This is a genomic window from Shinella sp. S4-D37, from assembly GCF_040812195.1.
Classification (GTDB): domain Bacteria; phylum Pseudomonadota; class Alphaproteobacteria; order Rhizobiales; family Rhizobiaceae; genus Shinella.
Genome location: NZ_JBFNXL010000005.1, coordinates 1,403,499 through 1,423,197, shown reverse-complemented (window position 1 = coordinate 1,423,197; position 19,699 = coordinate 1,403,499). Strand labels below are relative to the sequence as shown.

At 66.5% G+C, this 19,699-nt stretch carries 15 protein-coding genes; 6 read left to right on the top strand and 9 right to left on the bottom strand.

What is annotated here, in order from left to right; genetic code table 11:
* Positions 1-229 precede the first annotated feature (229 nt).
* Positions 230-1,237 (top strand): GlxA family transcriptional regulator, encoded by a 1,008-nt coding sequence (locus AB3G45_RS14305; RefSeq protein ID WP_367831199.1) that lies wholly within the window; start codon positions 230-232, stop codon positions 1,235-1,237.
* A gap of 37 nt (positions 1,238-1,274) precedes the next feature.
* Here AB3G45_RS14305 and AB3G45_RS14300 read toward each other — a convergent pair whose 3' ends face one another.
* The 5 genes from AB3G45_RS14300 to AB3G45_RS14280 all read right to left on the bottom strand — a co-directional run bounded on the left by AB3G45_RS14300 (position 1,275) and on the right by AB3G45_RS14280 (position 7,277).
* On the bottom strand, positions 1,275-2,519 hold the full coding sequence (locus AB3G45_RS14300) for a diguanylate cyclase (protein WP_367831198.1): 1,245 nt from the start codon (positions 2,517-2,519) through the stop codon (positions 1,275-1,277).
* A 222-nt stretch (positions 2,520-2,741) separates the two neighbouring features.
* The gene (locus AB3G45_RS14295) at positions 2,742-3,569 is read right to left on the bottom strand and encodes a response regulator (protein ID WP_367831197.1); all 828 of its coding nucleotides are present in this window, start codon (positions 3,567-3,569) and stop codon (positions 2,742-2,744) included.
* A gap of 186 nt (positions 3,570-3,755) precedes the next feature.
* A complete protein-coding gene (locus AB3G45_RS14290; RefSeq protein WP_367831196.1) occupies positions 3,756-4,019 on the bottom strand; it encodes a hypothetical protein in 264 nt (87 codons plus the stop codon).
* Positions 4,020-4,165: 146 nt separating this feature from the next.
* On the bottom strand, positions 4,166-6,619 hold the full coding sequence (locus AB3G45_RS14285; RefSeq protein ID WP_367831195.1) for a mechanosensitive ion channel domain-containing protein: 2,454 nt from the start codon (positions 6,617-6,619) through the stop codon (positions 4,166-4,168).
* Between the two features lie 103 nt (positions 6,620-6,722).
* Positions 6,723-7,277, bottom strand: a complete 555-nt coding sequence (locus AB3G45_RS14280; protein WP_367831194.1) for a DUF924 family protein — start codon at positions 7,275-7,277, stop codon at positions 6,723-6,725.
* Positions 7,278-7,429: 152 nt separating this feature from the next.
* On the opposite strand from AB3G45_RS14280, the gene AB3G45_RS14275 reads away from it, so the two are divergent.
* Together AB3G45_RS14275 and AB3G45_RS14270 are read left to right on the top strand one after the other, a co-directional pair.
* Positions 7,430-8,827, top strand: a complete 1,398-nt coding sequence (locus AB3G45_RS14275; RefSeq protein WP_367831193.1) for a M10 family metallopeptidase C-terminal domain-containing protein — start codon at positions 7,430-7,432, stop codon at positions 8,825-8,827.
* 123 nt (positions 8,828-8,950) lie between these two features.
* Positions 8,951-9,277: a DUF3307 domain-containing protein gene (locus AB3G45_RS14270; protein WP_367831192.1), complete on the top strand. Its 327-nt coding sequence runs from the start codon at positions 8,951-8,953 to the stop codon at positions 9,275-9,277.
* On the opposite strand, the gene AB3G45_RS14265 is transcribed toward AB3G45_RS14270, so the two are convergent.
* Entirely contained in the window at positions 9,272-10,201 is a 930-nt protein-coding gene (locus tag AB3G45_RS14265; protein WP_367831191.1) for a hydrogen peroxide-inducible genes activator, read from the bottom strand. The two genes, AB3G45_RS14270 and AB3G45_RS14265, sit on opposite strands and share 6 nt — an antisense overlap.
* Positions 10,202-10,369: 168 nt before the next feature.
* On the opposite strand from AB3G45_RS14265, the gene katG reads away from it, so the two are divergent.
* Entirely contained in the window at positions 10,370-12,544 is a 2,175-nt protein-coding gene (gene katG / locus AB3G45_RS14260) for a catalase/peroxidase HPI (protein WP_367831190.1), read from the top strand.
* A gap of 55 nt (positions 12,545-12,599) precedes the next feature.
* On the opposite strand, the gene AB3G45_RS14255 is transcribed toward katG, so the two are convergent.
* Positions 12,600-12,779 carry a hypothetical protein gene (locus tag AB3G45_RS14255; protein WP_367831189.1) on the bottom strand — a complete coding sequence of 60 codons (180 nt, stop codon included), beginning with the start codon at positions 12,777-12,779 and terminating at the stop codon, positions 12,600-12,602.
* A 427-nt stretch (positions 12,780-13,206) separates the two neighbouring features.
* Between AB3G45_RS14255 and AB3G45_RS14250 the strand changes: the two genes are divergently transcribed.
* On the top strand, positions 13,207-14,097 hold the full coding sequence (locus tag AB3G45_RS14250) for a DMT family transporter (protein ID WP_367831188.1): 891 nt from the start codon (positions 13,207-13,209) through the stop codon (positions 14,095-14,097).
* Positions 14,098-14,185: 88 nt separating this feature from the next.
* Here the strand turns inward: AB3G45_RS14250 and AB3G45_RS14245 are convergent, their stop codons facing one another.
* A complete protein-coding gene (locus tag AB3G45_RS14245) occupies positions 14,186-14,797 on the bottom strand; it encodes a TerC family protein (protein WP_367831187.1) in 612 nt (203 codons plus the stop codon).
* Between the two features lie 307 nt (positions 14,798-15,104).
* Between AB3G45_RS14245 and AB3G45_RS14240 the strand changes: the two genes are divergently transcribed.
* Positions 15,105-16,580, top strand: coding sequence for an NAD-dependent succinate-semialdehyde dehydrogenase (locus AB3G45_RS14240; protein WP_367831186.1), 1,476 nt, complete (start codon positions 15,105-15,107; stop codon positions 16,578-16,580).
* Positions 16,581-16,604: 24 nt separating this feature from the next.
* Here AB3G45_RS14240 and AB3G45_RS14235 read toward each other — a convergent pair whose 3' ends face one another.
* The gene (locus AB3G45_RS14235; protein ID WP_367833582.1) at positions 16,605-19,691 is read right to left on the bottom strand and encodes an efflux RND transporter permease subunit; all 3,087 of its coding nucleotides are present in this window, start codon (positions 19,689-19,691) and stop codon (positions 16,605-16,607) included.
* Positions 19,692-19,699: the final 8 nt, after the last annotated feature.

The window sequence follows — 19,699 nt, the reverse complement described above, 5'->3', positions numbered from 1 at the left end:
CCGCGTGGGGGCATCGGCCGGACTGTCGCAATCGGGCGACGTCGCCGAAAAGGTCGCAAATGCGCAAGTGCGATGGCGCGGCCGCAATTTCGCCTGAAGGCACTGGCATTTCAGCGATAGGCAGCGCCTCCCAGTCGTAACCATCCCTTTCGGTGTCGCAAAAATACTAGCGCGGCGGCTGGCATGCCTGCGACGATTGCGACATCACGCCCCCAGCATGGACACTCCGATGAACAAGCAAGACGTCAAGAAGCGCTCTCTCGTTTTCTTTCTGGTGCCCAACTTCTCCATGCTGCCCTTCTCGGCGGCGATCGAGACGCTGCGCATCGCCAACCGCATGCTCGGCTACGAGGCCTATACCTGGCGCCTCGCCTCCGCGGACGGCCAGCAGGTGCTGTCCTCCAGCGGCATCGGCATCGAGGTGAACGCCTCGCTCGCCGACGAGCGGAAGTATCTCGGCGGGGAGAACCGTCCCTCCATGGTGCTGGTCTGTTCCGGCATCTATGTCGAGGACTTCTCCAACAAGTCGGTCAATGCGTGGCTGCGCGAGGTCTACAACCGCGGCATCGCCGTCGGCTCGCTGTGCACCGGCGCCCATGTGCTCGCCCAGGCGGGCCTGCTCTCGGGCAAGCGCTGCGCCATCCACTGGGAGAACCTGCCGGGCTTTGCCGAGGCCTTCCCGCAGGTCGACGTCTATGCCGACCTCTACGAGATCGACGGCAACATCTACACCTGTGCCGGCGGCACGGCCTCGCTCGACATGATGCTGAACCTGATCGACCAGGATTTCGGCGAGAACCTCGTCAACCGCGTCTGCGAACAGGCGCTGACCGATCGCGTGCGCGGGCCGCACGATCGCCAGCGCCTGCCGCTGCGCGCGCGCCTCGGCGTGCAGAACGCCAAGGTGCTGTCGATCATCGAACTGATGGAAAGCAACCTTTCCGAGCCGCTGTCGCTGCTGGAGATCGCCGACAGCGCGGACCTCTCGCGCCGCCAGATCGAGCGGCTGTTCCGCCAGGAAATGGGCCGTTCGCCCGCCCGCTACTATCTCGAGATCCGGCTCGACCGGGCGCGCCACCTGCTCGTGCAGTCTTCGATGCCGGTGGTGGAGGTGGCGGTCGCCTGCGGTTTCGTCTCCGCCTCGCACTTTTCCAAGTGCTATCGCGAACTCTACAACCGCTCGCCCCAGCAGGAGCGCGCCGAGCGCAAGCTGACGCTTTCGGCCATCGCCCGCTGAACGGGGACATTCCGGCCGGGCCCCGCCAAGGCGGGGCTCAGCTTGCCAGCGCGCTCATCAGCGACAGTTCGGAGAAGACCCGGTTCCGGCCGGCATGCTTGGCCATGTAGAGGAACTGGTCGGCGGCGTTCAGGTAGTTGTCGAAGGTTTCCCGGCCGGAAATCGCCGCAAGGCCGGCCGAAACCGTGATCGTCAACGGCTCGCCGTCCGCATTGATCGGCTGGTCCGCCAGTTCCAGGCGCAACTGCTCGCAATGGCCAAGCGCCTCTTCCAGTTGCAGGCCGTTGAAGATGATCCCGAACTCCTCGCCGCCGAGCCGCGCCAGGAGATGGCGGTCCCCCACCCGGTGCTTGAGCCGGCGCGAGATGGCCTTCAGCACGATATCGCCGACCTCGTGGCCGTAGGTGTCGTTGAGACGCTTGAAATGGTCGATGTCGAGGATGGCGATGGACATGGGCTCGCCCCGGCGCAGCGCCTGGTCGACGAGCCGCGGCCCCGCCTCGAAGAAATAGCGGCGATTGTAGATATCGGTCAGATAGTCCCGCGCGGCGATGCGATGCAGCGACTGCACGCGCTTCTGGATCGCAGCGACGTGGAAGATGCGGCTGTTGAATTCCTCGATGAGGAACGGCTTCTGGATATATTCGTCGCCGCCGGCGCGCAGGAAACGGGCCGCCACCATGCGGTCCTCCGAGGTCGAGAGGCCGACGACCCGCACGGTATCGTCGCCGTGGCGCTGGCGGATCTCCCTCAGGAGATCGAAACCGTCCATGTCGGCAAGCGCCAGATCGCACACCACCATGTCGATGCCGCCATGCGAATCAAGCACGTCGAGCGCGGCAGCGCCGCTTTCGACCGCGATGATCTGGAAGCGCTGCTTGGCGATCAGGCTCACCTGCCGCTGCCGGCTCTCCGGGTCGGAATCGACCACCAGCACCTGCGTCTTGCCGCTCGTCAGGATTCGGTCGACGGCCAGCACCAGTTGCTGGATCGCCGACGGATTGTCCTTGACGACATAGTCGAGCACGTTCTTGGCGAGGATATGGTCGCGGGTCGCATCGCTGAAGGAACCCGTGAAGACCAGCGGGGCGATGCCCTTGGAGATCACGTAGTCGAGCGCCTCGCAGTTCGGCGCGTCGGGAAGGTTGAGGTCGAGCACGGCCAGCACGAATTCCGGCGCATCGGCCTGGAAGATCGCCCGGACGGCCGCCATGCTGGAACAATGGGTGACGCAAAGGCCGAGTTCCCGCTCGAGGCGGTACTTGAGCGCGGTGGAGAACATGCGCGAGTCCTCCACGAGCAGCACCTGCTGGCCCGAGTGGCGCGGAAATGCAGCCCCTCTCTGCGGATTTGGATCCACTCCCACGTCGCCCCGTACCCCGATGATGTTCCGGTCTGGAACGCATTACAAACCACCGGTTTTACCAACTGGTTAATTGGCGAAGAAATATCTTACGTTACGTAAGGGATATATTCGGGTGGTTCATGGAAGATGGGAAGAAAATCAGGCCTTCTGGCGGCCCCGGGCCGTCCTGATCTGGGTCAGCGTGTCGAGGTTCTGGTTGACGCGGCAATAGAATTCCTCGTCGATGAACGGACGCATGATGAAGTCGTTGCCGCCGGCCTTGAGGAAGCGGGCGGAGAGCAGCCGGTCAGTCGAAGACGACACGCCGATGATGCGCAACTGGTGCGAGCCGATCGTGCTGCGGATGCGCCGCGTCAGTTCGAAACCGTCGATGTCGGGCATGTTGTAGTCGGTGATCATCAGGCCGATATCCGGGTTCGCCTTCAAGAGCGCGAGCGCGGCCGAACCGTTCTCGGCCGTGCTGACGCGGAAGTTGTAGCGCTTGAGGCGCGTCGTCAGCAGCGCCCGGGCCGTCGCGCTGTCGTCGACGATCAGGACGTGGTGATTGTGGTTGGTGAGGAAGCGGCAGACCGATTCGGCCAGCATCTCGACGGCGAAGATATTGTCCTTCAGGATGTAGTCGACGATCTCCTTGGAGAGCAGCTGGTCGCGCGTCGTCTGCTGGAACGTGCCGGTGAAGACGATCGTCGGGATGCTGAGGTCGACCAGGTAGTTCAGCGCCTCGCCGTTCTCGGCACCCGGCAGGTTGATGTTCGAGATCGCGAGCGTGATCTTCTCGCTGGACTTGTCATAGGCAAGCTCCAGCTCCTCGAAGCTGCGGCAGATCTCGACGTCTATGTCGAAAAGTTCCTTCAGGCGCTTGGAGATCATGGATGTGAAGACATTCGAGTCCTCGGCAACAAGAATACGGTGATGCGAGAGAGACGCGCCGGAATACTGCATCCCGGAAATGCCGATAAATGCCATGACATGCCTTCGTAATATCAATGTTCCCCAGGTTAAGACCTAGCGGCAACCCTTTGCGAAAGCGTTAAAATTAGAGGGCATGAAAAAGCGGTAGGCGAAGTTCGCCCGTTGGCGCGTAAAGTGCGTCGCACGAAAGCAAAACGGCGCGGTTCATCTTCCGCGCCGCAGCAACGTTCGCATCCGACCTTACTTGACCGAGGCGGAGCCCCCTTCGATCTCGACATTCTCGCCGCCGTTCAGGGCGATCCGGTCGCCGTTCGGCAGGGTGACGAAGCAACCCGAGGGGCAGATCGTTTCCGTCGCACCCGGTTCCAGCGCGACCTCCATGCGGCTGCCGCCTTCCACCACGATGAGAACCTGGACATCGCCGTCCTTGTTGGTCACCGAGGCGGCGATCGCCGGCGCACACATCGCGGCCGACACCAGCAGCATCATGATCATTCGCTTCATCGTCGCCCGGCGCCGCGGCGCCGCCCCTGTTCACAAGCCCTTGGGTAACACTATCGTTCCTCGTCGGGATTTGCATGTGTTTTATGGCAAGGCGGCTGAATGCAGCGTGAATGCGGCGTTCATGTGCCGCAAATCGGACGCGGCGCTCAGGCTTCGGGCGCATCGTCCATCGGCGGACGGACCTTGCGCACCGCGTCGTCGAGGAGCGCGGTGATGAGACCGGCCCCTTCCGGCGAGATCTTGATCGGCACCTCGGCCGCCGCCGGCGCGCCGATGGCGATGCCCTCGGCCCGGAACCGTTCGAGGACGGCGGCGCGCAGGTCGGATTTCACGCCCGTGCCGTTGAGGATGTCGGCGAGGAAGGCGCGGATCTCGAAATCGAGCGTCGCCGAGGAGAAGGCCTGGAAGACCACCATGGGCTCGGGATTGCGCAAAAGCCCCTGCTGCGCCCGCACGACCTCGGTCAGCACCTCCTGCACCTGGCGCGGATCGTTGCTGCCGTGCACGCCGATCACCATGTCGATGCGGCCGAGCTTGTTGCGGTGCGTCCAGTTGCCGACCTGCCCGTTGATCAGCACCGAATTCGGCACGATCACCGTCTGGCGCTGGAAGGTCTCGATCTCCGTAGCGCGCACGGAGATGCGACGCACGAAGCCCTCGGTCGTGCCGGCCACCACCCAGTCGCCCACCTTGAAGGGCCGCTCGGCAAGCAGGATGAGGCCCGAGACGAAGTTCGACACGATGTTCTGCAGGCCGAAACCGATGCCGAGCGAAAGGGCGCCGGCCACGAGCGCGAGGCTGGACAGATTGATGCCCGCCGCCGATATGCCGATGAGGCCGGCCAGCGCCACGCCGGCATAGCCGACGGCGGTGCGGACGGAATTGCGCACGCCGGTATCGACCTGGCTGCGCGCCAGGACGTTGCCGTCCACCCATTTCTGGAACCAGCGCGTGACGACGAGGCCGGCGACGAAGAGCAGGATGCCCGCGAGGATGCCGACCAGCGAGATCGTGATGCTGCCGATGCGGATTTCCGTGAAGATGCGATAGGCCCAGGATTCGATGTCGGCGACCTGGAAGCCCCATTGCAGGAGCACCATCGGCACGAAGAACACGAAGATCAGGAGATAGATGCCGAGCCCGGCGGCAAGCCCCACCTGGTCGAGCGCCACCTGGCCGAGGCCGAAGCGTTCCTCCAGCCGCTTGCCGACCGCCGTCTCGGTGAAGGCATTGGGCGCGGAGACGGCGCGGCCGGACAGGAAGCCGATATACATGGTCACGACGATCGCGCCCGTAACGACGATCTGAGTTGCCACGAAGCGCGCCATGCCGACATAGCCGAGCAGCGAGGCGAAGACGAGCCCGAGGCCGGTCAGCGTCAGCAGGACGAAGATCGACCGCGGCCAGGGGCGCCCCTGCGAATCATGCCTTTCCCCCTGGTGCAGCACCGGCTTGATGAAGGCGGTGACGACGAGCAGCGCGCCGATGACGATGGAGGCGAAGAAGCTTTTGACCACCGTGAGGACGACCGGGGAGCCCAGCGCCTCGCTGATCTTGCCGAGGAAGTAGTCCGCGCCGTTGACGATGGCCATGCTGAAGATCAAAAGCCACAGAAGCTGCGCGCCGCGATCGGACACCCGCACCAGCCGCCAGTGCCCGTCGCCGGGCGACAGGACCGCATTGGCAAGCTGCGCCACGAAGAAGACCGCCACGATCACCCCCAGCGCGACGGAGACGATCGGCGCGATATCGGGGCGCAGCACGTTGAACGTATCGAGGAAGAAATAGCTGGTGCCGGCGAAGGCGCCGACGGCGATGCTCGGCAGGATCGTCGACCAGAAGGCGACGGAAAGCCGCGTGATATAGTGCGGCTTCTGCTGCTGCACCGCGCGCGTGATGAAGGGCGAGAACAGCCGATAGCCGCCGGACAGCAGCACGAGCGCCGCCATCAGGGAGAGCGCGACGGCGCCCAGAAGCTGCATGCGCTTGAATTTCCAGACGAACTGCAGCCAGGCCGTCACCGTGCGCCCGAAGGTGGACGTCTCGTTGGTCAGTGCGGCGGAGGCTTCCGTGAAGAGCGCGGTATTGACGCCCGTGCGCTTGAGGATCGCGTCGGTGAAGAGCTGCCGGCGGATTTCCGTGATGCGGTTGGAAAGCTTCGTCGCCTCGATGGAGAGGTTTTCCGCCTCCCCCGTCAGCGCGTTGATTTCGTTGCGCTCTCCGGCGAGCTTCTTGCGTTCCTCCACCACGACGGCGGCCTCGGCCGGCGCGCCCTCGGCCGGCGGGTCGCCAAGTTCGGCCTGGCGCGCCTTGATCGCCTCCAGCCGCGGCCGCGTCGCGACGGAAATGGCAAGGATGGTCCGGTTCAGCGCTTCCGCCTCGACCTTCAGTTCGACGAGCCGCGCATCGTCGTCCTTGAAGCGGTCCACCCGCTCGGCGATCGTACCGATCTGGCCGCCGGCCCGGTCGAGGTCACGGCTCGCCTGATCGAGCTGCGTCGCATCGGCGATGGCGGGCGCGGGCGCGGTCTGCGCGCGGGCCGGGACGGCCGCGAGCAGGAGGGCCGCGAGAAGGATGGAGAGAAGGCGGAAGATCGGCAACGGGCCATCCTCGGTTGAACGGAAACGGGCGACGCGGCACGGAGCATGCGACCGTCCCCTTCTACCCACGAATGCGGCCATTTTAAACCGGCCGCAAGCGGAACTAGAAGCCGGCCCCCGGCTCGGCGAGATAGGCCTCCTCCTCGCGGGTGGAGACCCGGCCGAGAAAGCCGTTGCGATGGGGGAAGCGGCCGTACCTGGCGATGACGTCGCGGTGGCGGATGGCATAGTCGAGATACATCTCGTCGCCATGCGCCTCGAAGAGCTCGACGCACAGGTCCTGGTCCGCGAGCGCCTCGGAATGTTCGAGCGGCATGTAGAAGAAGTGGCGGCGGTCGTAGGACACGGCCTTGTCGGCGCCGGCCTCCAGCGCAAGGCGCGCCTCGCGCCGGGCGATCCAGTCGGTGGCGAAGGCCAGCGGCGAGGCGCGGTACATGTTGCGGGGGAACTGGTCGAGCACGATGATGGCGGCAAGCCGCGCCTCCGGGCTTTCCCGCCACGGCGCCGTCACCTCCTGCGAAAGGGCGAAATGGGTTTCGGCGAAGGCCTCGCGCACATGCGCGTCGAGCGCCGGGGTCGATTGCCACCAGTCCTTGGCCGTCAGCGTCTCGCACCAGAAGCCGACGACCTCCCGCGGTGTCTTGATCGTTTCATGCATGCCATCTGTCTCCATTCGTTTCCGCGGCAATATGGCGGCGCGCCATCCGGTTGCAAGGGGCCGCGTTAGCAAAGCGTTTCCCGTTTTCGTGAGCGGCGCCTTTACCCTTGGCGCGCTAGGCTGCGCGCACGCGGCGAAATGCAGGGCCAACAATGCTGAAATTCACCGGTCTTTCCACCTCCGCCTATCGGAAGACGGGTTTCGACCTGCTCCTCGTGCTGGAGGGCTCCACGCGGCGCGCCTATCTCGACACGGCGGCCGATCCCGCGCCGACGATCGGCATCGGCTTCAACCTGCGCTACAATCTCGAACCCGTGCTGAAGGCGATTACCGGCAGCGACTGGAACGCGACGCTGCAGGCCAAGCTGAAGGCCGTCATCGAGAAGGGCTATGCGAAGGGCGAGACCGCGCTGCTCAACAGCCGGCTCGACAAGGTCATGGCGGACTGGAACGCGACGCGCGATCCGGACGTGCCGGCGACCTTCGCCTTCTCCTCCAATGCCGAGATCCGCACGGCGCTGACCGCGCTCTCGACGCGCTACGAGACGGCGATCGACAAGTGGCTCGCCGGCATTCCCAACTCCACCGAACGCGCCGTGCTCTTCAGCATGGCCTATAACGCGCCCTCCCTGCTCGGCCCGAAGCTGAAGGCCGCGATCCTCGATGGCGACCGGGCGGAAGCCTGGTACGAGATCCGCTACAATTCCAACGGCAGCGGCCATGCGGGCATCGCCAACCGGCGTTATGTCGAAGCCGAGCAATTCAAGCTCTTCGCCAGGGACGGCACGGCCACGACGGCGGAGGCGCTCGATGCGGGCCGCATGTACGCCGCGCACCGCGACAAGATCCTCATCTATGAAAGCCGTTTCGACGCGGATGCCGCCGGCCGCATCAAGGGCTTTTCCGGCATCGATCCGATCCTCGATGAATATGCCCCCGCCATCGCCCGGCTGAAGGCCGCCTACGGCATCGGCAAGGGCATGGCGCTGGAGGAATTGCAGGTGGCCTCGGCCAAACTCCGCAATCTCTCGGGCGACGGCACGGCCGACGATAGGGCCGCCAACGACGCGGACCTCCTCGTCGGATCCTCGCACGCCAACACGCTTTCCGGCGGCCGCGGCAATGACGCGCTCGTCGGACTTGCCGGCAAGGACAGGCTCGACGGCGGCGCCGGCAACGACTGGCTCCGCGGCGGGACGGGCGCGGACCGGCTGACCGGCGGGGCCGGCGCCGACACCTTCGTCTTCCGCAGCGCCGCCGAAATCGGCCTTGCGGCGCACGACCGCATCACGGATTTCACTCCCGGCCGCGACCGGATCGATCTCTCCGCCATCGACGCCAACGGCCCCGAGGCCGGCCACGCCTTCACCCTTCTGGCACGCGGCAAGGCCTTCACGGGCGATGCCGGCGAACTGCGCTGGTACACGAAGACAACGGACGGCAAGGCCGTCACCGTGGTCGAAGGCGACATCGACGGCGACAAGGCCGCCGATTTCCGCCTCGATCTCGACGGCAGGCTGGCGCTGAGCAAGGGCGACTTCCTGCTGTAGCCTGTTCCCCAGGGAACAGCGCGGCGCGGACGGTGCAATAAAACAACGGTTCATCCCGCCGATCGCACGGATTCCCGGCCACCGGCGGCATCACCATAACGTCCAGGCTGCGCAGTTCATTCGATGACGAACGAAATTCTGACCATGGGTCTTTTGCTGTGCGCCGGGCACTGGCTGGCCGATTATCCCCTGCAATCGGACTTCCTGGTGAAGGCGAAGGTCGAGGGCCCGCTGCGGGCCTACCACCTCGTCGCCCATGCCGGCATCCACGGCGCCGTGGTGCTGCTGGTGACGGGGCACGTCCTGCTCGGCCTTGCCGAATGGGTCCTGCATGTGCTGATCGACGAGGCCAAGATCAGGCGGAAGATCAGCTTTGCGCAGGACCAGGCCCTGCATCTCCTGTGCAAACTGCTCTGGCTGGTCGCCGCCGTCGCCCTCATGCCCTCATGAGGGGAGCGAGCGCCCTTCCCCGGCGCGTTCCTGTTTCTTGAGGCCGGCGTCGCGGATGATGCCGGCGATCGTCGCAAGCTGCGCCGAAAGCGGGTTGCTCTTGCGCCAGACCATGCCGATCGTCCGCGTCGGCCGGGGCGCGGCCAGCGCGGATATGCAGACGGCGGCGGAGCGCGTTTCCGTATCGACGGCCATCTGCGGAATGAGCGTCACGCCGATGCCCGCCCCGACCATCTGCACCAGCGTCGACAGCGAGCTTCCCTCCATCAGGTCGCGCATCGCGCTCGCCCCGACATTGCAGACCGAGAGGGCCTGGTCGCGGAAGCAATGCCCCTCCTCCAGCAGCAGCAGGCGCATCTCGTGAAGCCTGTCGGAACTCGGCACCGGCTTGCCGGCGTCCTCCAGCGGCCGCACCAGCACGAATTCCTCCTCGAACAGCGCGATCTCCTCGAGCGCCGGCTCCGAAATCGGCAGCGCGACGATGGCGGCGTCGAGCTTCGCCTCCGTCAGGTCCTCGATCAGCCGCTGGGTGATCGCCTCGCGCGGCCGCGGGTCGATGCCGGGATAGAGCCGTGCCAGCGACTTGATGATGTCGGGCAGGAGATAGGGCGCGACCGTCGGGATGACGCCGAGGCGGAGGCGTCCGGCAATCGGCCCGTTCGCCGCCCGGCCGAGATCCTCCAGCTCGTCGACCGAGCGCAGGATCGCCCGCGTCCGCTCGGCGAATTCCTCGCCGAGCCCCGTCAGCCGGATGCGCCGCCCGCCCCGCTCGACGAGCGGCACGCCCACCAGTTCCTCCAGCTCGCGGATCTGCACGGAGAGCGCCGGCTGCGAGATGGCGCAGCTCTCCGCCGCCCGGCCGAAATGGCCGATGCGGGCCAGCGCCTCGAAATAGCGCAGATGTTTCATTGTCAGCCCATTCATAACCTGAGCATATCGGAGACTTTAGTTTTTACAATTGGAGTTTATGGTTTGGCTTTGCTACGCCTTGGCAACCCGGAAGACGCTTCACCGCGGCGCCGACCCAAGAGGCGCGCCTGCAAGTTCCCTTCCGGTGTCCTGTCGAATCAAGAAAATCCGTTGGAGGACCAAATGGATACGAAGACGACCACGACCGGCAAGTGTCCGGTCATGCACGGCGGCAACACGGCGCTCGGCAAGTCCGTCATGGAATGGTGGCCCAACGCGCTGAACCTCGACATCCTGCACCAGCACGACACCAAGACCAATCCGCTGGGCAAGGACTTCAATTATCGCGAGGAGCTGAAGAAGCTGGACGTGGCGGCGCTGAAGGCCGACCTCCATGCGCTCATGACGGACAGCCAGGACTGGTGGCCGGCCGACTGGGGCAGCTATGTCGGCATGATGGCCCGCGTCAGCTGGCACGCCGCCGGCTCCTACCGCGTTACCGACGGCCGCGGCGGCGTCGGCACGGGCAACCAGCGCTTCGCCCCGCTCAATTCCTGGCCGGACAACGTCAACACCGACAAGGGCCGCCGCCTGCTGTGGCCGATCAAGAAGAAGTACGGCAACAAGATCTCCTGGGCCGACCTCATCGCGCTCGCCGGCACCATCGCCTACGAGGTGGCCGGCCTGAAGACCTACGGCTTCGCCTTCGGCCGCGAGGACATCTGGCACCCGGAAAAGGACACCTACTGGGGTGACGAGAAGGAATGGCTCGCCCCGAGCGACGGCCGCTACGGCGACGTCTCCGCGCCCGCCACGCTGGAAAACCCGCTGGCCGCCGTGCAGATGGGCCTCATCTACGTCAACCCCGAAGGCGTCAACGGCAGGTCCGACCCGCTGGCGACGGCCGCGCAGATGCGCGAGACCTTCGCCCGCATGGGCATGGACGACGCCGAGACCGTGGCGCTCACCGCCGGCGGCCACACGATCGGCAAGTGCCACGGCAACGGCAATCCGGGCGACCTCAGCGCCGATCCGGAAACCGCAGGCCCCGAGTTCCAGGGCCTCGGCTGGATGAACACCAAGGGCCGCGGCATCGGCCGCAACACGGTCGTCTCGGGCCTCGAAGGCGCCTGGACCACCAAGCCGACCAAGTGGGACAACGGCTTCTTCGACATGCTGTTCAAGCATGAATGGACGCTGACCCACAGCCCGGCCGGCGCGTCGCAGTGGGTGCCGATCACGATTGCCGAGGAAGACAAGCCGGTCGACGTGGAGGATCCCTCGATCCGCGTCATGCCGATGATGACCGACGCGGACATGGCGCTGAAGGTCGACCCGGCCTACCGCGCGATCTCCGAGCGTTTCCGCGACGACTTCGACGCCTTCTCCGACGCCTTCGCCCGCGCGTGGTTCAAGCTGACGCACCGCGACATGGGCCCGCGCAGCCGCTACTTCGGCCCGGACGTGCCGGCGGAAGTGCTGGTCTGGCAGGATCCCATCCCGGCCGGCCGCACGGACTACGACGCCGCGGCGGTCAAGGCGAAGATCGCGGCCTCCGGCCTTTCCGTCTCCGACCTGGTCGCGACCGCCTGGGACAGCGCCCGCACCTTCCGCGGTTCGGACGCCCGCGGCGGCGCCAACGGCGCGCGCATCCGCCTCGCCCCGCAGAAGGACTGGGAAGGCAACGAGCCCGCCCGGCTCGCCCGCGTTCTCTCCGTTCTGAAGCCGATCGCGGCCGAGACCGTCGCAAGCCTTGCCGACGTCATCGTGCTCGGCGGCAATTACGGCGTGGAACAGGCGGCCAAGGCCGCCGGCTTCGACGTGACCGTACCCTTCGCGCCCGGCCGCGGCGATGCCAGCGCAGAGCAGACCGATGCGGACAGCTTCGCGCCGCTGGAGCCGATCGCCGACGGTTTCCGCAACTGGCTGAAGACGGACTATGTCGTCAGCCCCGAGGAGCTGCTGCTCGACCGCGCCCAGCTCATGCGCCTGACCGCGCCGGAAATGACGGTGCTGATGGGCGGCCTGCGTGTGATCGGCACCAACCATGCCGGCACCGCCCATGGCGTCCTCACCGACCGTGTCGGGGCGCTGACGACGGACTTCTTCGTCACGCTCACCGACATGGGCTATTCGTGGGTGCCGACGGGCAACAACCTGTACGAAATCCGCGACCGCAAGACGGGCGCCGCCAAATACACCGCGACGCGCGTCGACCTGGTCTTCGGCTCGAACTCGATCCTGCGCGCCTATGCGGAAGTCTATGCCCAGGACGACAGCCGGGAGAAGTTCGTCAACGACTTCGTGGCCGCCTGGGTCAGGGTCATGAACGCCGATCGCTTCGATCTCAAGGCCTGACGGCCGGGACGACACGAAACGCCTTCCCCCGCCCGCGCGGGGGAAGGCTTGAAGACTATGAGGGTTTTGCCGGGCGCTTCGACTGCTCGTCTCCGGATTTCGGCTTGCGCCCCTCCGGCGCCTTCCCGGCGCGCTCGTTCGCATGCGCCTTCGGGCCGGCGACGATCACGCCGGACTTGTTTTCCTCCCGGCGCTTGTCTTCCTGCGACGTCGAAACCTGAGACTTCTTGTCCATGGCTGCCTGTTCTCCATTGATAGGTGACAGACTAACGATCTCGCCGCACGCCGGTTCCCTGTGGTTTTCGGCTACCGCCGCCAGGCGGACGCGATCGTCACGGACACGGTGTCGCCCGGCACCGGCTTTTTCCGGCTGAAGGCCCGGAGGGTCCGGCCGTCCGCAAGCTCCAGCGTCGAGCGGACCCGCGCCGCCCAGACGGACGTCCTCCGGCCGGACGAGGACATCGGCACCGCCATCGGCGGCTGCCCCCGGCCTTCCCGTTTGCGCGGGATCTTGTTTCGCCGGCACACCATCCCTCAAGGGTGCCCGGCGCCGAAAGTCCCTGTTGACGGCTGCAAGCCCCTCTGGACGAAAGCCGTCCGATCCCGCTTTAACGGCACGACACGCGATTTTCTCCCGGCCCGTCCCTACCGATCGGAAAACCATGCCAATCCACGAACTTGCCGCGCTGGGCGCGGCGACCTGCTGGGCTTTTACCGGCCTGATCTCGGCAGGCCCCGCCGGCCATCTCGGCGCGCCGGCCTTCAACCGGACGCGCCAGGTCTTCGTCACCGGGCTGCTGGCCTGCTACGTGCTCGCCACCGGCGCCTGGCGCGAACTGGACATGGCGAATGCCGGGCCGCTGCTCCTCTCCGGGCTGATCGGCATCTTCGTCGGCGACACGCTGCTCTTCGAGACGCTGAATCGCCTCGGGCCGCGCCGCTCCGGCGTCCTCTTCGCGCTGAACGCGCCGATCGCAGCCCTGCTCGGCTGGCTGGCGCTCGGCGAAACGCTGTCGGGCCTTGCGGTGGCGGGCATCCTGCTGACGGCCGCCGGGGTGCTGCTCGCCATCGTCTTCGGCAAGCGCCGGGCGCAGATGCATCAATGGGAGGCGATCAAGGGACCGCTGTGGGCCGGCGTGCTCCTCGGCATCGGCGCGGCGACGGGCCAGGCGATCGGCTCCATTCTCGCGCGGCCCGTCATGGCGACCGGCATCGATCCCTTCCTCGCCTCGCTGCTGCGCGTCGGCATCGCCGCCTTCTGCCTCAGCATCCTGATCCAGCTTCCCATCCCCTCCGTGAAGCCGAAGGGGCCGCTGACGCTGAAGGTCGCGGCGCTGACGGCGCTCACCGGCATCCTGGCGCTGGCCATGGGCATGACGCTGCTGCTCTTTGCGCTTTCCGGCGGCAAGGTCGGCATCGTCTCGACCCTGTCGGCCACCTCGCCGGTGATGATCCTGCCCATGCTGTGGCTGAAGACCGGCGAGCGGCCCGCCGGCGGCGCCTGGGCCGGCGCCCTCCTCGTCGTCACCGGCATGGGCCTGATCTTCCTGTGAGAAAAGGCCCGGAAAAGCGGACGCCCCGGATTCTTGTTCCTACCGCATCGTCCGACGCCGAAGCGATGCCGCTTCGGCTAAAAATGCTCTAGCCGAGCGCCAGATAGGGCATCACCTCCATCGCGCCGCGATAGATCATGTCGAGCGAGACATAGAGGATGATCACGAGACCGACATAGGCGATCCAGCGGTGCCTGTTGAGCAGGTTGGCGATGAAGTTCGCGGCGATTCCCATCAGCGCGATGGAAAGGGCAAGGCCGATGACCAGCACGCTCGGATGCTCGCGCGCGGCGCCGGCGACGGCCAGGACGTTGTCGAGCGACATGGAGACGTCGGCGACGACGATCTGCGTGGCGGCCTGGAGGAAGGTCTTCCTCGGCATGTCCTGCAGGCTCGCCTCTTCCTCGCCGCCATGGCCGGCATGCAGTTCGCGCCACATCTTCCAGCACACCCACAAAAGCAGGAGGCCGCCGGCGAGCAGGAGGCCGATGATCGCCAGCAGGTGCACCGCGACGAGGGCAAAGACGATGCGCAGCACGGTCGCCGCCAGGATGCCGACCAGGATCGCCTTCTTGCGCTGCTCGGCCGGCAGGCCCGCCGCCGCAAGCCCGATGACCACCGCGTTGTCGCCGGCCAGAACGAGGTCAATCGCGATGACCTGCAAAAGCGCCGTCAGACCGGCTGCCGTTAGAATTTCCATGCTCCCTCACCCATTGGTATGCGCCGGCTGGCAAGTGCCTCGAAAACGCCCGGCGGTCGGTAATTTCCCCATGCGCGAACGAATCCTTGCCCCGAAGGTCCCCGATCCTTCCCGCATCCCCATTCATCGCCGAAAGCCGGCACAAGGTCAAAGCGTTGTGTTAACAATCCAACGCCGTTTTCGCCGAGGCGACCGCAGGGGCGCCTTCGCCGGATCACAGTCCTGTCTCCGGGACATGATCCCGATTGCAGGCGGCCCGTTGCTATCCTATTGCATCGTCGAGGACGCATCACCGGGAGGATACCGTTTGGCCCTGTCTCACAATCTCACGCGCCGCCTGAAGAACCCGGCGCTGTTCGAGGCGATCGGCGATCCCGCCTGGCTCGGCCTTGCCGCGGACAATCCCACCTTCGCGGTCCTCGATCCGGCCACCGGCGCGCATCTGGCCGACATTCCCGACATGGGCGCGGCCGAGACCCGTGCCGCCATCGACCGCGCCGGCGAGGCGCAGACGGAATGGGCCGCGCAGACGGCGCGCGAGCGCTCCGACACGCTGTGGCGCTGGCACCAGCTGATCGTGCAGCACACCGACGATCTCGCCACCATCCTCACCGCCGAGATGGGCAAGCCGCTCGCCGAGGCGAAATCGGAGGTCTCCCATGCCGCGGCCTATCTGCAATGGTATGCCGAGGAGGCGAACCGGGTCTATGGCGAGACGATCCCCGCCCCCTCCCGCGACCGGCGCATGATCGTCATCAAGCAGCCGATCGGCGTGGTCGGCGCCATCACGCCCTGGAACTTCCCGGCCTCCATGGTCGCGCGAAAGATCTCTCCGGCGCTCGCGGCCGGCTGCACGGTGGTGCTCAAGCCGGCCGAACAGACGCCGCTCGTGGCGGGCGCGATGTTCGCGCTCGCCGAAAAGGCCGGCTTCCCGGCCGGCGTCGTCAACCTGGTCTATGCCAGCGAGGGCGACGCCATCGGGCGGGAACTCTGCTCCAACGCGACGGTGCGCAAGATCAGCTTCACCGGCTCGACCGAGGTCGGGCGGCTCCTGATGCGGCAATGCGCCGACCAGGTGAAGAAGCTCAGCCTGGAGCTCGGCGGCAATGCGCCCTTCATCGTCTTCGACGACGCCGATGTCGATGCGGCCGTCGACGGCGCCATCCAGGCGAAGTTCCGCAATGCGGGCCAGACCTGCGTTTCCGCCAACCGGCTCTACGTGCAGGCCGGCGTGCACGACGAATTCGCGCGCAAGTTCACCGAACGGGTGCGCACGCTCCACGTCGGCGACGGCTTTGCGCCGGAGACGGCGATCGGCCCGCTGATCGACACGCGGGCGCTCGCCAAGATCGAGGCGCATGTCGCCGATGCGGTGGCGCGCGGCGGCAGCATCCGCTGCGGCGGCGCGCGCATCGAGGGCGCCGGCACCTTCTTCGCGCCGACCGTGCTCACCGGCGTCTCCCGCGACATGCGCATCGCGCAGGAGGAGACCTTCGGCCCGCTCGCCCCCATCATCCGCTTCACCGACGCCGACGCGGTGGTGCGCGAGGCGAACGACACGATCTACGGCCTCGCCGCCTATTTCTACGCCTCCAATCTCAGCCGCGTCTGGCGGGTCGCCGAGGCGCTGGAATACGGCATGGTCGGCATCAATACCGGCCGCATGTCCTCGGAGGCCGCCCCCTTCGGCGGCGTCAAGCAATCCGGCATGGGCCGCGAGGGCTCCCGCCACGGGCTGGAGGACTATCTGGAGATGAAATATCTCTGCATGGGCGGCATCTGACGGGCGCACCGCCGCCAGGGGGGCTCAGCCGCGCCAGCGCCCGGCAACGAGCACGAAGAGCAGCGGCACGAAGAAGATGCCGAGCACGGTCGCCGCGATCATGCCGCCCATCACGCCGATGCCGATGGCGTTCTGCGCCGCCGAGCTTGCGCCGGTCGCAAAGGCGAGCGGCAGGACGCCGAGGATGAAGGCGAGCGACGTCATGATGATCGGGCGAAGGCGCATGCGCGCCGCCTCCAGCACGGCCTCGACGACGCTTCGCCCCTGGTCGCGCAGGTCCTTGGCGAATTCGACGATGAGGATGGCGTTCTTCGCCGTCAGGCCGATCGTCGTCAGCAGGCCGACCTTGAAATAGACGTCGTTCGACTGGCCGAAGGCCCAGGCGGCCACCAGCGCGCCGAGCACGCCGACCGGCACCGCCAGGAGAACGGAGAGCGGGATGGACCAGCTCTCGTAAAGCGCGGCGAGGCAGAGGAAGACGACGAGCATGGAGACGGCGTAGAGCATCGCCTCCTGCGAGCCGGCGAGCCGCTCCTGATAGGAAAGGCCGGACCAGGCCGCGCCATAGCCGCCGTCGAGGCTGGCGACGAGCGTCTCCATGCGGTCCATCGCATCGCCGGAGCTGGCGCCCGCCTGCGCCGCCCCGTTCATGGAGATCGCCGCCGTGCCGTTGAAGCGGGACAGCGAGGGCGAGCCCTGGACCCACTTCGTCGTCGCGAAAGCCGAGAACGGCACCATCTCGCCGCTGCCGTTGCGGGCATACCAGCGATCGAGGTCCTCCGGCTGCATGCGGAACGGCGCGTCGGCCTGCACATAGACGGGCTTGATCTCGCCGTTATAGACGAAGTCGTTGACGTTGCTGCCGGCAAAGGCCGTCGAGATCAACCCGTTGATGCCACCGAGATCGACGCCGAGCGCGCCGGCCTTCTCCTGGTCCACCTCGATCTTGAGCTGGCTTTCCAGCGTGCGGGTGTTGCCGCGTATATTGCCGACCGTGTCATCCGCCTGCGCGAGATCGGCAAGCCGGTTGCTCGCCGCCGTCAGCGCGTCGCGCCCGTTGTTGCCGGTGTCCTCCAGATAGAGGGAGAAGCCGTTGCTCTGGCCGAGCCCCTGGATGGCCGGCGGGGCGAGGACGAAGACCTCCGCATCGCGGATCTGGCGGAAATGCGCCGAGGCCCGCTGCGAGATGGCGGACGCCGAGAGCGGCGCGTCCTTGCGCGCGTCGAAATCCTTCAGCCGCACGAAGGCCATCGCGGCGTTCTCGCCGCTGCCGCCGAAGCCGAAGCCGAGCGTCATAAAGACGCTCTGCACGGCGTCCTTCTCCTCGGTGAGGAAATAGTCCTCGACCATGTCGATGACGGCCTGGGTGCGGGCGGCGTTGGCGCCGGCCGGCAGCGTGATCTGCGTCATCAGCACGCCCTGATCCTCCTCCGGCAGGAAGGAGGACGGCAGTTGCCCATAGACCCACCAGGCGCCGCCGAGCAGCGCGGCGAACAGCACGAGCATGCGCAGCGGCCGCAGCAGCATGGCGCCGACGGCGCTGACATAGCCGCGCGTCGTCTTCTCGAATCCCCGGTTGAAGCCGCCGAAGACACGCGCCGCCAGCCCGCCATGCGTCGGCTTCAGCAGCATGGCGCAGAGCGCCGGCGTCAGGATGATCGCGACGAGGACGGACAGCAGCATGGCGCTGGCGATGGTGACGGAGAACTGCCGGTAGATGACGCCGACCGAGCCCGAAAAGAAGGCCATGGGGATGAAGACGGCGGTGAGGACCAGCGCCACGCCGATGAGCGCGCCGGTGATCTCGCCCATCGACTTCTCCGTCGCCTCGCGGGCCGAAAGCCCCTCCTCCGACATGACGCGCTCGACATTCTCCACCACGACGATGGCGTCGTCGACGAGAAGGCCGATGGCGAGCACCATGGCGAACATGGTGAGCATGTTGATGGAATAGCCGAGCGCCGCCAGCACGCCGAACGTGCCGAGCAGCACGACGGGCACGGCGATCATCGGGATGATCGTCGCGCGCAGGTTCTGCAGGAAGAGCAGGAGCACGAGGAAGACGAGCACGATCGCCTCGATCAGCGTCTCCACGACCTTCTCGATCGACAGCTCCACGAAGGGCGTCGTCTCGTAGGAATAGGCGATCTCGACGCCCTGGGGCAGCGCGCCGGCAAGGCTGTCGAGCTCGGCATGCACGGCCTCGGCTGTCGTGATGGCGTTGGCGCCGCTCGCCAGTTGCACGCCGAAGCCGGCGGCCGGCATGCCGTTGAAGGTCGAACTCTGGCCGTAGCGCTCAAGCCCGATCTCGACGCGCGCCACATCGCCGAGGCGCACGACGGAGCCGTCCGTCGCCGTCTTCAGGATGATCTTCCTGAATTCGTCCGCCGAGGTCAGTTGCGTCTGCGCGACGATGCTGGCTTTCAGCTGCTGGCCGCGCACGACGGGCGTCGAGCCGATGGAGCCCGCGGCGACCTGGGCGTTCTGCGCCTGGATGGCCGAGGTCACGTCGGAGGGGACGAGCTGGTACTTCTGCATCTGGTCGGGATCGAGCCAGACGCGCATGGCATAGCCGCTGCCGAAGGACTGCACGGAGCCGACGCCATCGAGGCGCTCGATTCGCTCCTCGATGCTGCTCGACATGATGTCGGAGAGTTCGGAGGACGTGTAGCGGCCGTCGCGCGAGACGATGTTGCCGATCATCAGGATGCCCGAGGGCGAGCGCGACACGCTAACGCCGGAATCCTGCACGGCCTCGGGAAGCTGCGATTCGACGCGCGCCAGCTTGTTCTGCACCTCGACCTGCGCCAGTTCCGGATCCGTGCCGCTGGCGAAGGTCAGCGAGATGGAGGCCGAGCCGGTATTGGAGGTGGATTCCATGTAGAGCAGGCCATCGAGGCCGGTCAGCACGCTCTCGATCTTCGTCGTCACCGAGTTCTCGACCGCTTCGGCGGTGGCACCGGAATAGCTTGCGCCGATGCGCACGGTGACGGGCGCGACGTCGGGATATTGCGAGATGGAGAGCGAGTAGATGCCCATCACGCCCGACAGAAGGGTGGCGATCGCCAGCACGATGGCAAAGACGGGGCGGGCGATGAAGAAGCTCGCCAGGGCATTGC

What these genes read in the sequence shown, in the direction of transcription:
- AB3G45_RS14250 (WP_367831188.1), top strand. Translation starts at nt 13,207, where the DNA reads ATGCCAATCCACGAACTTGCCGCGCTGGGCGCGGCGACCTGCTGGGCT.
- AB3G45_RS14255 (WP_367831189.1), bottom strand. Translation starts at nt 12,779, where the DNA reads ATGGACAAGAAGTCTCAGGTTTCGACGTCGCAGGAAGACAAGCGCCGG.
- AB3G45_RS14270 (WP_367831192.1), top strand. Translation starts at nt 8,951, where the DNA reads ATGACGAACGAAATTCTGACCATGGGTCTTTTGCTGTGCGCCGGGCAC.
- AB3G45_RS14275 (WP_367831193.1), top strand. Translation starts at nt 7,430, where the DNA reads ATGCTGAAATTCACCGGTCTTTCCACCTCCGCCTATCGGAAGACGGGT.
- AB3G45_RS14265 (WP_367831191.1), bottom strand. Translation starts at nt 10,201, where the DNA reads ATGAATGGGCTGACAATGAAACATCTGCGCTATTTCGAGGCGCTGGCC.
- AB3G45_RS14300 (WP_367831198.1), bottom strand. Translation starts at nt 2,519, where the DNA reads ATGTTCTCCACCGCGCTCAAGTACCGCCTCGAGCGGGAACTCGGCCTT.
- AB3G45_RS14280 (WP_367831194.1), bottom strand. Translation starts at nt 7,277, where the DNA reads ATGCATGAAACGATCAAGACACCGCGGGAGGTCGTCGGCTTCTGGTGC.
- katG (WP_367831190.1), top strand. Translation starts at nt 10,370, where the DNA reads ATGGATACGAAGACGACCACGACCGGCAAGTGTCCGGTCATGCACGGC.
- AB3G45_RS14290 (WP_367831196.1), bottom strand. Translation starts at nt 4,019, where the DNA reads ATGAAGCGAATGATCATGATGCTGCTGGTGTCGGCCGCGATGTGTGCG.
- AB3G45_RS14245 (WP_367831187.1), bottom strand. Translation starts at nt 14,797, where the DNA reads ATGGAAATTCTAACGGCAGCCGGTCTGACGGCGCTTTTGCAGGTCATC.
- AB3G45_RS14305 (WP_367831199.1), top strand. Translation starts at nt 230, where the DNA reads ATGAACAAGCAAGACGTCAAGAAGCGCTCTCTCGTTTTCTTTCTGGTG.
- AB3G45_RS14295 (WP_367831197.1), bottom strand. Translation starts at nt 3,569, where the DNA reads ATGGCATTTATCGGCATTTCCGGGATGCAGTATTCCGGCGCGTCTCTC.